Annotated in this window: 12 protein-coding genes; 8 read left to right on the top strand and 4 right to left on the bottom strand. The window is 74.2% G+C overall.

Features of this window, described 5'->3' with window-relative positions; translation table 11 throughout:
* Window positions 1-52: 52 nt before the first annotated feature.
* From AB0D46_RS26460 to AB0D46_RS26445, 4 genes are all read right to left on the bottom strand, one after another.
* Entirely contained in the window at window positions 53-793 is a 741-nt protein-coding gene (locus tag AB0D46_RS26460) for a class I SAM-dependent methyltransferase (protein WP_362880944.1), read from the bottom strand.
* 264 nt (window positions 794-1057) lie between these two features.
* A complete protein-coding gene (locus AB0D46_RS26455; RefSeq protein WP_362880942.1) occupies window positions 1058-1336 on the bottom strand; it encodes a hypothetical protein in 279 nt (92 codons plus the stop codon).
* Window positions 1337-1417: 81 nt separating this feature from the next.
* Window positions 1418-2398, bottom strand: coding sequence for an alpha/beta hydrolase (locus AB0D46_RS26450; protein ID WP_362880940.1), 981 nt, complete (start codon window positions 2396-2398; stop codon window positions 1418-1420).
* 239 nt (window positions 2399-2637) lie between these two features.
* On the bottom strand, window positions 2638-3576 hold the full coding sequence (locus AB0D46_RS26445) for a LysR family transcriptional regulator (protein WP_362880938.1): 939 nt from the start codon (window positions 3574-3576) through the stop codon (window positions 2638-2640).
* Between the two features lie 134 nt (window positions 3577-3710).
* Between AB0D46_RS26445 and AB0D46_RS26440 the strand changes: the two genes are divergently transcribed.
* The 8 genes from AB0D46_RS26440 (at window position 3711) to AB0D46_RS26405 (ending at window position 12108) form a co-directional block, all read left to right on the top strand.
* Window positions 3711-4973 (top strand): MFS transporter, encoded by a 1263-nt coding sequence (locus AB0D46_RS26440; protein ID WP_362880936.1) that lies wholly within the window; start codon window positions 3711-3713, stop codon window positions 4971-4973.
* A gap of 109 nt (window positions 4974-5082) precedes the next feature.
* The gene (locus AB0D46_RS26435; protein WP_362880934.1) at window positions 5083-5622 is read left to right on the top strand and encodes a DoxX family protein; all 540 of its coding nucleotides are present in this window, start codon (window positions 5083-5085) and stop codon (window positions 5620-5622) included.
* Between the two features lie 100 nt (window positions 5623-5722).
* Window positions 5723-6082 (top strand): hypothetical protein, encoded by a 360-nt coding sequence (locus AB0D46_RS26430; RefSeq protein WP_362880932.1) that lies wholly within the window; start codon window positions 5723-5725, stop codon window positions 6080-6082.
* Between the two features lie 283 nt (window positions 6083-6365).
* Complete coding sequence (zwf, locus tag AB0D46_RS26425) at window positions 6366-7781, top strand: glucose-6-phosphate dehydrogenase (protein ID WP_362881001.1); 1416 nt, start codon at window positions 6366-6368, stop codon at window positions 7779-7781.
* A gap of 146 nt (window positions 7782-7927) precedes the next feature.
* Window positions 7928-8227, top strand: coding sequence for a hypothetical protein (locus AB0D46_RS26420; protein ID WP_362880930.1), 300 nt, complete (start codon window positions 7928-7930; stop codon window positions 8225-8227).
* A 90-nt stretch (window positions 8228-8317) separates the two neighbouring features.
* Window positions 8318-8920: a 2Fe-2S iron-sulfur cluster-binding protein gene (locus AB0D46_RS26415; protein ID WP_362880928.1), complete on the top strand. Its 603-nt coding sequence runs from the start codon at window positions 8318-8320 to the stop codon at window positions 8918-8920.
* Window positions 8917-9948 carry a xanthine dehydrogenase family protein subunit M gene (locus AB0D46_RS26410; protein ID WP_362880926.1) on the top strand — a complete coding sequence of 344 codons (1032 nt, stop codon included), beginning with the start codon at window positions 8917-8919 and terminating at the stop codon, window positions 9946-9948. Before AB0D46_RS26415 ends, AB0D46_RS26410 begins: the two co-directional genes overlap by 4 nt.
* A gap of 60 nt (window positions 9949-10008) precedes the next feature.
* The gene (locus AB0D46_RS26405; RefSeq protein ID WP_362880924.1) at window positions 10009-12108 is read left to right on the top strand and encodes a xanthine dehydrogenase family protein molybdopterin-binding subunit; all 2100 of its coding nucleotides are present in this window, start codon (window positions 10009-10011) and stop codon (window positions 12106-12108) included.
* The last annotated feature ends 76 nt before the right edge of the window (window positions 12109-12184 follow it).

The following is a 12184-nucleotide window of genomic DNA, read 5'->3' as shown; positions in this document are numbered from 1 at the left end:
GGCGGGCCGACGTCCGCGCGGCGCGTGCTCGCACCGCCCGGACGGGATCCGGTCAGGCGCGGCAGCGCAGCATGGTCAGCGGCATGTTGCCGTCGAGGTCCTGCCAGAACTCCTCGCCGTGCTCGCGCACGCCGGCGGCGGAGATCTCCAGGGGAACCCAGGTGATGTCGCTGAAGCCGGCCGCTTCCAGGCTCTTCTCGTAGACCTCGCGGCTGGGCGGGTTCGCGACGAACGAGATCGGCGGGTCGAGGAGCGCGGTGATCCGTACGCGCGGCCCGATCTCGGTGTCCTCGCCTAGGGATTCGCACAGGAAGCCGTACTTGGCCAGGGACGGGCCGTCGAACCGGTAGTCCGGGTTCTGCCCGAACGCGAAGAACTCTGCTCCCTCCGCGAGACTGCGGTGGATGGTGCGACACATCCGCTCGATGGTGGCGACGTCCTCGGCGTAGTTGAACAGTTGGACCGCCACCGCGATGTCGAAGGGCTGCTCGAAGGCGCGCAGTTCGGCGACGTCGCCCACCTCGTAGCGCACGCCCAGCGGGTCGCGGTCCTCCAGCGCCCGGGCCGCGTCGACCATCGCGGAGGAGATGTCCACGCCGAGTACGTGGGACGCGCCGCGCCGCTTGAACTCCCGGCTGTAGAAGCCGGTTCCCGAGGCCAGGTCGAGGACGGACCTGCCGTTCACGTCGCCGACGAGGGCGAGGAAGCCGGGCACCTCTCCGTACCGTGCGAGAGGGAGGGTCTTGAAGCCCTCGAACGCTTCGCCGATCTCGTCGTACAGCTGACCGCTCATGACGCATTTCCCCCGTTGTATCCAGTACGTCCGATGCATCCGATGCATCCGGCTTCGCCCCTCATGTCGAGTCGAAGCCCCTGGCCGGAAGTCTGCTCCTCATCGGCCGGAGCGTCGTACTGGCGGATCCCACGAATATGGCGGGGGTGTTTGGTGCGCAGATCGCATGAGAGGTACGGGAGTTGACCTTCCAGCCCTACCCAGGTTCGTGGGCGACCGGGGTTCGTGGGTCACCGGGGTTCCTGGGTCACCGGGGTTCCTGGGTCACCGGGGTTCATGGGCCGCCGCGCGGCAGGCGCCGTTCGCGGCGCCGCCCGGCACCCCGGCTTCGGTGAGCCCGCTGACGCATCCCTGGAGGTCGTTGCCGACACCCCGTTGGCACGCGGCCGTGACGGCGTCGGTGACGGCGACGCCCGTCCGGCTCGCCATGAGGGTGCAGGCGGGAATGTCCGCCGGGGCGGTGGGGACGGCGAGGGCCGTGCCGCCGAACAGGAGGGTGAGGCCGGTCAGGACACCGGCGGCGATGCGGGTCGACGTGCGCATGGGACGCACCTGCTTTCCGAGCCGACTACCGTCTCTCCCCTCCACCGTACGACCGGCCGCACCCCACCACGAGCGCGGACCTCAGGCGGGCAGCGAGGCGAGCCAGTCGGTCAGGAGCTGGTTGGTCTCGGCGGGGCGCTCCTGCTGGATCCAGTGGCCGCAGCCGTCGAGGATCCGGGAGGTGACCAGGCCGGGCAGGGTGAAGGGGAACGCCTTGATCGCGTCGGCCAGCCAGGTGGTCGGGGCGTCCAGGCCGCCGCCGATGAACAGGGACGGCTGGGTGATGGGGGCGCCGTCGTACTCGGCGAGGTCCTCCCAGTCCCTGTCCACGTTCCGGTAGCGGTTGAGGCCGCCGGTCAGGCCGCTCCGCTCGAACTCCGCGCTGTAGGCGTCCAGGTCGTCCTCGTCGAGCCAGCCGGGCAGCCGACCCGCGGGGAAGCGGTCGCGCAGCTTCCCGCCCGGGCTGACGAAGTACGGGACGGGCGCGTCGGGCCCGGGCATGGTGTCGGCGGACAGGGCGCCGTAGAACCCGGCGAGCCAGCCGCGCACGTCCGGCTCGATCTCGGCTTCGGCCCGGCCGGGCTCCTGGAAGTAGGAGATGTAGAACTCCTCGTCCCCGCCGAACGCCGCGAAGGCCTCGCTGGGCCGCGGCCCGCCGCGCGGGGCGTAGGGGACGCTGAGCATTCCCACCGCGCTGAAGACGTCCGGCCGGACCAGCGCGGAGTTGGCGGCGATGGTCGACCCCCAGTCGTGGCCGATGATCACGGCGGACTGTTCGCCGAGGGCCTCGACGACGGCGACGTTGTCCTCGATCAGGTCCAGCACCCGGTACGCGGCGACGTCGTCGGGCTTGGAGGAACGGCCGTAGCCGCGTACGTCGATCGCGGCCACCCGGTATCCGGCGGCGGCCAGCACCGGCAGCTGGTGGCGCCAGGAGTACCAGGATTCCGGGAAACCGTGCACGAGCAGCACCAGCGGCCCTTCGCCCTGCTCCACCAGGTGGATCCGCCCCGCCGGGGAGGGAACCAACCGGTGTGTGACGTCCAGGGCCTGCTTCGACATGAATCCTCCAGGTTGCTCGGCCTGCCGTACGCCAGGACCGTTACCCGATCATGCACGCAACGGCACAGGAGTTCGAGCGTAGTTGCCGGTTCGGCAACCCGGTCGCACGGGTCGGATTCCATGATCACGAACCCGCCGCACCCCGCCGGGCGTCGCCGACCCGCACTCGTTCGAGGTCCCGCGCGCCGGCCCTTGAGCCGCGTGCGGAGGCGATGGCCGCGGGGTCGCGCAGGGCGGGCTCAGTGCGGGAGGGCCCAGTTCGGGGTCCAGGTTTCCGGGGCGGGACCGGCGGGGGTCGGGATGGTGGCGAGGTGGGTCCGGAGGGTGGTCAGGGCCGGGTGGGGGTTGTCGCGGTGCCACAGGAGGGAGTGCGGGTAGACGGGTGTCGGGTCGGTCACCGGGATGCGGCGCAGGCCGTGGCCGGCGGGCCAGACCAGGCGGGTCCGCTCGCCCATGAAGGTGGCCAGGGCCGGGGTGTCGGCGACGGTGTCGAGGAGGGCGTCGGAGCCGAAGTTGGGGCCGGTCGCCTCGATGGTGAGGTCGAACGCGGCGACGAGGTCCTCGTAGTAGGCGGCCCATTCGGTACCGGGGACGATGCCGGGCATCCAGATCCGGTGCCCCACGAGCCGCGCCATCGTCACCGAGCGGGCCGCCGCCAGCGCGTGGCCCGGGCCGGTCAGGAGCTGGAGCGGCTCGTCGAGCACGCGGACGGACTCGATGTCCTCGGGGAGCGGCCGGCCGGGCGCGGCGACCGCGCGGAACGACGCGTCGATCGCGCCGGAGCGCAGGGCCGCGACGGCCGTGTCGATGTCGAAGAGCATCACCACGTCCAGGTCGATCCCGGGGTGCGCGCGGTGGAACTCGCGCATCAGCCCCGACGCCGCGACGCGCGAGGCGATGACGTCGACGCGCAGCGGCCGGCGGCCGGTGCGCACGGACGCGACGGCGCGGTCGGCCACGCGCAGCAGCTCGCGCGCGTGGGGCAGGAACGCCTGGCCGTCGATGGTGAGTTCGGCACCGCGCGGGGTGCGGGTGAACAGCCGTACGCCGAGTTTGCGCTCCAGGACGGCGATGCGTTTGGAGACGGCCTGCTGGGTGACCGCCAGCTCGGCGGCGGCCTCCTGGAACCGGCCCGCGTCGGCGGCGGCGACGAACGTCCGGACGGTGTCGAGGTCCATGCCGACACCCTACTGTCACAACCCCTGGTTGTGGCGGAAGGTCCGGCGGTTGTTTGATCCCTGGTCGTGCCGCTCGCTTTGATGGTTCCGATCGCGGATCGGTTGTGGGTACGGAGCGGGAGGGGAGGTCGTACGTGAGGGGCGGGCGGCGGTTGGGGCGGCGGTTCGGATGGCTCTGGGCGGCGTACGGGACCGGTGCGCTGGGGACGTGGCTCGCCTTCGGCGCGTTTCCGCTGATCGCCATCCAGGTGCTGCACGCCGGGCCGGCGGAGGTCGCGCTGCTCGCCTCCGCGGGGGCGGCGGTGGGCGCGGCGGTGGCGGTTCCGCTCGGCCCGTGGGTCGAGTTCCGCCGGAAGCGTCCGGTGCTGATCGCGATGGACCTGGCGCGGTGCGCGGCCCTGCTGACGGTTCCCGTCGCGTTCGCGCTCGGCGTGCTCGGGTTCCTCCACCTCCTGCTGGTCTCGGTGGTCGTCGCGGCGGCCGACATCACGTTCCGCGCCGCCTCGGGCGCGTACCTGAAGACGCTGCTGCCGGCCGGGGACCTGCTCGTCGCCAACGCCCGGTTGGAGTCCACGGCTTGGGCGACCACGATCGTCGGACCGCCGCTGGGCGGCGCGGCGATCGGCCTGCTCGGTCCGGTGGCGACGGTGGTGGCCGACGCGGTCAGCTACCTGCTCTCGGCACTGGGCCTGCGCGCGATGGGCGGGGACGAGCCGCGCCCCGAACGCGCGCAGGCCGGCCACCGGGTGGACGGCAAGGGCATGCGGGGAGGGGACCTGCTCGACGGCTGGCGGTACGTCCTCGCCGATCCGACGCTGCGACCGCTGTTCTTCAACACGGTCCTGTTCAACGGCCTGGTGATGGCCGCTTCCCCGCTGCTGGCCCTCCTGATGCTCGGCCCGCTCGGGTTCGCGCCGTGGCAGTACGGCCTCGCGTTCGCCCTGCCCTCGATCGGCGGTCTGCTGGGCTCACGGCTGGCCCGGCCGCTCGTCGGCCGGTTCGGGCAGCACCGGGTCCTGGTCGGATCCGGGGCGCTGCGCGCGATCTGGCCCGTCGGCCTGGCCTTCGTGGGTCCGGGCGGCGGGGGGTTGCTGCTGGTGATGGGCGTCGAGTTCGGGCTCATCCTGTGCTGCGGGGTCTTCAACCCCGTCCAGGCCACCCAGCGTCTGGAGCGCACCCCGCCCGACCGGGTCGCCCGTACGCTGTCCGCCTGGGCGGTGACGTCCAAGGCGTCGACCGCCCTGCTGACGGCCCTCTGGGGGGTACTGGGCGTCCTGCTCGGCCCGCGCACGGCCCTCGGCCTGGCCGGCGTACTCGTCCTCGCGACCCCGTTCCTGCTCCCCCGCCGCGCGCCGACTCCTCCTCCCGGGCCCGGGACGACCCCGGCCGTCGGCTGACGGGCGGGGCGGGGCGCCGGCGGGTGCCGCGGCAACAGGAGCGGGGTCGGCTCGGGGTCGGGTCGGGGTCGGGTCGGATGGACCGGCCGCGGCTGGGCAGCAGCGTGGCATGGCCGTCCTTCGAAAGCTCGCCCGTCCGTTGCTCGCCGCCCCCTTCATCGCCGGGGGACTGCGCAATTTGCGCCGTCCCGAGACCATCGCGGAAGCCGCCCAACCCGTCGCCCGGGAGATCGGCAAGCGCGTCCCGGCGCTCGGTGGGGACGCGGTCCAGTTCGTACGCGTCACCAGCGCGGTCCAGACGGCAGCGGGTCTGCTGTTCGCGACGGGGCGCGCCCCGCGCCTGGCCGCGCTCACGCTCGCCGCCTCGGTGGTGCCGACCTCCCTCGCCACGCACGCCTTCTGGAAGGAGGAGGACCCGCAGGAGCGGGCCCGTCGGCGCGCCCACTTCCTGACGGACCTCGCCACGCTGGGTGGGCTGCTGATAGCCGCCGCGGACACCCACGGCAAGCCCTCCCTCGCCTACCGGTCCCTGCACGCGCTCGATCACCGGCACCCGGTGAAGGCCGTGCGCCGGCCCGCCGAGGCGGCCGCGGCGAGTACGGTCAACCGTGCCAAGGCGGTCGTGGCCTCCCTGCCCGGCTCCCGCTGAGCCGGGCCGGGCCCGCGCCCGCCGGCCGTACGCACCGCACGACATCCGGGTCCCGGCCCCCCGCGGGTCAGGACCCGGCCGGACCGACGAGGAGCACTCCATGGCCGACGCCCGTCGCACCGCCCGCCACATATCCGTGGCCTCGCTGCTCCGGCCCGCCCCGCTCGGACCGGGTCGACTGGCGGAGACCCTGACCGCCGCCGCCCGCAACGCCCGGCGCCGGCGCGCCGCGGGGACGGCGGCCGTCTGCGCGACGGCGGCCGAACACCGCTCGGGCCCGGGCCGGGGCGGCGCGTCCGTACCGGACGTCGCCGGCGGGTCGCGCTGCCTGGAGTCCACCGGTTCGGGGGACCGCCGCGAGCGGGCCCACGAGGCGGTCGAGTCCCGCACCACGGGCCCCGACGACCTGGCCTCGCTCCTGGCCATGCTGGACCTGCGGCGCCGGGCGGATGGTGAGTAGGGGGTCCGCTCCCCCTTGATCCCGGCCCGCCGGACGGCTCGGCGTTCCCCCGATCGCCGGGTCGCCACCCGAGTCGACGGTCCCGGAGTGCCGGATCGGTCGCCGACGCGCACAGTGGGGCCTTGAGGACGTACGGCCGCCGCGCCGGAGCGGTGCGCGGGCACGGCGTCGGCCCGTGCCGTCGGACGAGTGAGGATGCCCCGTGGTCCAGCCCGCCCAGCCCGCCCCCTCCACCACGACCGCGACTTCGACCCCGACCGAGCCACTTCCGGCGGACCACGTCATCGTCCTGTTCGGCGCGACGGGTGACCTGGCCCGGCGCAAGCTGCTGCCGGGGCTGTTCCACCTGGCCCGGGCGGGGCTGATGCCGGGCCGCTACCGCATCGTCGGTACCGCGCCGGCGGCCGAGGCGCTGACCGACGAGGAGTTCCGGGCCCACGCCCGGCAGGCCGTGGCGGAATTCGGCCGTTCGCAGCCGCAGGGCCCGGCCTGGGAGGCGTTCGTGGCTGGCCTGTCCTTCGGCGCGGCCGACACCGGCGCGGCGGAACCGCTGGTCGCGGCGGTACGGGCGGCGGAGGAGGCCGTCGGGGGCAGCCCGCACCGGCTCTTCCACCTCGCGGTGCCGCCCGTCGCGTTCGCCTCGGTCATCGACCTGCTCGGTGCCACGGGGCTCGCCGAGGGCGGCCGTGTCATCGTCGAGAAGCCCTTCGGGACGGACCTGGAGTCCGCCCGCGCGCTCAACGCCACCATCCACGCCGTCTTCGACGAGTCCCGCGTCTTTCGCATCGACCACTTCCTCGGGAAGGAGGCCGTCGACAACATCCTGGCGCTGCGGTTCGCCAACGGTCTCTTCGAGCCGTTGTGGAACCGCGAGCACATCAGCCACGTGCAGATCGACGTGCCCGAGCACATCGACATCCAGGGCCGCGCGCACTTCTTCGAGGGCACCGGGACCTTCCGGGACATGGTCGTCACGCACCTGTTCCAGCTGCTGGGCTTCGTCGCCATGGAGCCGCCGGTCACCCTGGCGGCGGACGCGCTGAGGGACGAGCAGGTCAAGGTCTTCCACAGCATGCGGGCGGTGGACCCGGCCCACGTCGTCCGCGGCCAGTACGCCGGCTACCGCGCCGGGCCCGGTGTCGATCCGGAGTCGGACACGGAGACGTTCGTGGCGCTGCGGGTCGAGATCGACAACTGGCGGTGGGCGGGGGTGCCGTTCCACCTGCGTACGGGCAAGGCCCTCGCGGAGGGGCGGCACGTGGTGACGATCGGGCTGCGCGAGCCGGTGCTGCGGATGTTCCCGCTGGACGCGCGGGAGTCGGCGGACGGCCGGGGCAACGAGCTCGTCATCGACTTCGCCGATCCCGGTTCCCTCACCGCCCGGTTCCTGGTCAAGGAGCCGGGGCCGTCGATGCGGCTGGCGGAGGCCGACATGGTGTTCGCGTACCGCACCTCCTTCGCCACCGACAACTCCCTGGAGGGGTACGAGCACCTCCTGCTGGAGGCGATGCGCGGCAACCAGGCCCTGTTCACCCGCTCCGACGGCGTCGAACGGCTGTGGGAGGTGGCGACGCCGCTGCTGGACGCCCCGCCGCCGGTGGAGCCGTACGCGCCGGGGAGTTGGGGACCCGAGAGCATCGCCGCCCTCGTCGAGCCGTACCGCTGGTACCTGCCGGACCGGCGGGACCGGCAGGCATAGGCCCGGCGCGCGGAGCGGCGCGCGCCGGTCCGCGGCGGCGGGGATCGCGGGGGGACGGAGAAGCGGACAGCAGGCGGGGGCGGAGAAATGGTGGAATGCCGGTGGGGCGGCCGGTTTCTTCGGCGCGGTGTGGGTAGTCGGTGGCCATGGACTCGCTGACGCACGCCACCCCCGCCCCGCGCGCCGTCCGACAGTTGCGTCGCATCCGCGCCGCGTACGCCTCCGGATTCGCCCTGTGGGCGGCTGCTGCCGTCTGGGAAGGGTGGCATCGTCCCGGGAGCCGCGAGATGTGGGTGCTCGTGCTGCTGGTCGCGCTGTTCACCGGCCTGCTGTGCGTGGCCGCCGCCTCGCTGTACCGGCTGCGCAGGTCCGTTCGTGGCGCGCCGGCGGCCGCCTCGGCCCTGGCCGTGGGACGGTCGGGTCGCCGGGGACCTGCCGGCGCCTGACGGCGCGTCCAGGGCGCCGGAACGTGTGGGATGCCCGAGGCTGGGCAGTCGACAGTCACATCCACACGTACCGGACATGAAGGACATCTGTTGGCTGCGAGCGGAACACCTCCCCCGGAGAACGACGGCCTGCGGTCCCGCGTCACGCTGCGGGTCAACGGCGCGGAACGCGTGCTCGACCTGGACCACCGGGTCACCCTCCTCGACGCCCTGCGCGAGTCGCTGGGGCTGACCGGCAGCAAGAAGGGCTGCGACCACGGCCAGTGCGGCGCCTGCACCGTCCTCGTGGACGGCCGGCGCGCCAACAGCTGCCTGCTGCTGGCGGTGGCCCAGGACGGGGCCGAGGTCACCACCGTCGAGGGGCTCGCCGACGCCGACGGATCGTTGCACCCCCTCCAGGAGGCGTTCCTCGAACACGACGCCTTCCAGTGCGGCTACTGCACCCCGGGTCAGCTGTGCTCCGCCGTCGGCGCCCTCGCGGAAGCCGCCGCCGGCCAGCCCTCGCACGTCACGGACGCGGCGCGGCCGTCGGGCCCCGTCGCGCTGACCGGCGAGGAGATCCGCGAACGGCTCAGCGGGAACCTCTGCCGCTGCGGTGCCTACAACGGGATCGTGGAAGCGGTAGCCGCCGTCGCCGGAACCGGCGCCGAAGCCGGCGCCCCGGCCGTCACCCGGTCGGGCGTGATCGCGTGAAGCCCTTCGCCTACGTACGGGCCACCAGTCTCCAGGAGGCGGTGGACGCGCACGCCGGTCGTCCGGACGCCCGCTACCTCGGCGGCGGCACCAACCTCGTCGACCTGATGAAGCACGGGGTCGAGACGCCGACCACCCTCATCGACATCACCCGCCTGCCCCTGCGCGGGATCGAGGAACTGCCCGAGGGGGGCCTGCGCGTCGGGGCCGGCGTGCCCAACAGCGACCTGGCCGCGCACCCCCTCGTACGGACCCGGTACCCGGCGCTGTCCGAGGCCCTGCTCGCGGGCGCGTCCGGGCAGCTGCGCAACGTGGCCACCACCGGCGGGAACCTGCTCCAGCGCACCCGCTGCCCGTACTTCCAGGACGTGTCCAAGCCGTGCAACAAGCGCGAGCCCGGTACCGGCTGCGGCGCCCGCGACGGCGTGCACCGCGATCTCGCCGTGCTCGGCCACTCCGAGCACTGCGTCGCCACGCACCCGTCCGACATGGCCGTGGCCCTCGCCGCGCTGGACGCGAACATCGAGCTGTACGGGGGCGAGGACGGGCCCCGCAGCGTTGCCGCGACCGCGTTCCACCGGCTGCCCGGCGACCGCCCCGAGCGGGACACCGTGATCCGCCCCGGGGAACTCGTCACCGGCGTGGTGCTGCCGCCGCCCGGCGCCGGCGCCGTCTCCCTGTACCGCAAGGCCCGCGACCGGGCCTCGTACGCCTTCGCCCTCGCCTCGGTCGCCGCCGTGCTGGAACTAGCCGACGACGGCCGCGTACGGCGTCTCGGGCTCGCCTTCGGCGGGCTCGCCCACCGGCCCTGGCGCGCCGGCCGCGCCGAGGAGCTGCTGGTGGGCGCCCGGCCGACCGGGGAGGCCGTACGCCGGGCCGTGGACGCCGAGCTGGCGGGGGCCCGGCCGCTGCGCGACAACGCGTTCAAGGTCGACCTGGCGCGCAACCTCGCCCGGGACGCGCTCACGCGGCTGGTGCGCGCCGCCGGCGGGCCGCCGGTGGCGCCCACGGAACGGCCCGCCGTGTAGCACTCCCGCGCCCCCACCCGGCCGACGCAGCCGTCCGCACCGATCAGAGAGGGAGCCGTCATGCGCTCCACCAACGCCCTCGGCAGCCCCGCGCCCCGGCGGGAGGGCCGCGAGAAGGTCACCGGAGCCGCCCGTTATGCCGCCGAGCACACCCCGCCCGGCTGCGCCTACGCCTGGCCGGTCCCGGCGACGGTCGCGCGCGGGCACGTCACCGCCGTCGACGACACGGCCGCCGCCGCGCTGCCCGGCGTCATCGGCGTACTGACGCCGTTCAACGCACCGCGCCTGAGCCCCTCCGACGACCCCACGCTGCAACTGCTCCAGGACTCCCGGGTCCCCCATCGCGGCTGGTACGTGGCCCTCGCCGTCGCGGACACCCTGGAGGGCGCGCGGGCCGCCGCCTCGCGGGTGCGGGTCGACTACGCGAGCGAGCCGCACGACACCGTCCTCAGCGTCGACCACCCGGGGGCCTACACCCCGCAGGAGGCCAACGGCGGCCATCCCGCCCACCGGGAGCAGGGCGACCCCGACGCGGCGCTGTCCGCCGCCGACGTACGGGTCGACTGCGCCTACGCGGTGGCGCCGCTGCACAACCACCCCATGGAGCCGCACGCGGCGACCGCCGTCTGGGACGCCGCCGGGCACCACCTGACCGTGCACGACTCCAGCCAGGGTGCGGGCCCGGTCCGCGCGGCGCTGGCCTCGCTGTTGAAGCTCGCCGAGGACGAGGTCACCGTCGTCTCCGAGCACGTGGGCGGCGGTTTCGGCTCCAAGGGGACACCGCGCCCGCACGTGGTGCTGGCCGCGATGGCCGCCCGCCACTACGACCGGCCCGTGAAGCTGTCCCTCCCCCGCGCCCACCTGCCAGCGACGGTGGGGCACCGAGCGCCCACCCTGCACCGGATCGGGTTGGGCGCCCGCGCGGACGGGACCCTCACCGCCCTCACCCACGAGATCACCACGCACACCTCCCGCGTCCGGGAGTTCGTCGAGCAGGCGGCCGTGCCGGCCCGGGTCATGTACGCCGTACCGGACGTGCGGACCACGCACCGGGCCGTCGCCCTGGACGTGCCCACGCCGTCGTGGATGCGCGCGCCCGGGGAGGCTCCCGGCATGTACGCGTTGGAATCGGCGATGGACGAACTGGCCGACGCGCTCGGCATGGACCCGATCGAGTTGCGCGTGCGCAACGAGCCGTCGACCGAGCCCGACAGCGGCCGTCCCTTCAGCAGCCGGCACTTGGTGGAGTGCCTGCGCGAGGGCGCCGAGCTGTTCGGTTGGGCGGACCGGCGCACCCCGCTGCGGGAGGGCCCGTACCTCGTGGGCACCGGGGTGGCCGCCGCCACCTACCCGGTGCTGATCGCCCCGTCCACCGCCCGCGCGCACGCCCGCCCGGACGGGAGCCACCTCGTCGAGATCAACGCGACGGACATCGGGACCGGGGCCCGTACCGTCCTGGCACAGGTGGCCGCCGACGCGCTGCGGGTCCCGCTGGACAGCGTCTCCGTCGCCATCGGGCACACCGGCCTGCCCGCCGCGTCACTGGCCGGCGGGTCCTCCGGTACGGGGTCCTGGGGCTGGGCCGTGCACGACGCCTGCGCCGCCCTGACCGCGCGCCTGGAGCGCCATGCCGGGCCGTTGCCGGCCGAGGGGCTGTCGGCGTCGGCCGACACCACGCAGTCGGCCAAGCAGAAGTCCCCGTACGCCCGGCACGCGTTCGGCGCGCACTTCGCCGAGGTCCGGGTCGACACGGTGACCGGGGAGGTACGCGTCCGGCGCCTGCTCGGCGTCTTCGCCGCCGGCCACATCCTCAACCCGCGGACGGCGCGCTCGCAGTTCAAGGGGGCGATGATCATGGGCATCGGCATGGCGCTCACCGAACACAGCACCATGGACGCGGAGTTCGGCGACTTCACGGAGAGCGACCTGGCCGCGTACCACGTGCCCGCGCACGCCGACGTGCCGGACCTCGAAGCGCACTGGATCGACGAACACGACAAGCACCTCAACCCGATGGGCAGCAAGGGGATCGGTGAGATCGGCATCGTCGGAACGGCCGCCGCCCTGGGCAACGCCGTCGCCCACGCGACGGGCCGCCGGCTGCGCGAACTGCCCCTGACACCGGACCGCGTCCTGACGGTGCTGCACGCAAGCAGCTGACGGACGACGGGGCGGGCGCGGCGCACCGGGCCCGGCGCGGTGGACCGGCGCGGTGGACCGGCGCGCTCGGCGGCCC

It is taken from the genome of Streptomyces sp. NPDC048383 (assembly GCF_040651775.1).
GTDB lineage: Bacteria > Actinomycetota > Actinomycetes > Streptomycetales > Streptomycetaceae > Streptomyces.
The sequence above is the reverse complement of the archived record's forward strand: the minus strand, read 5'-3'. Positions and strand labels throughout refer to the sequence as shown.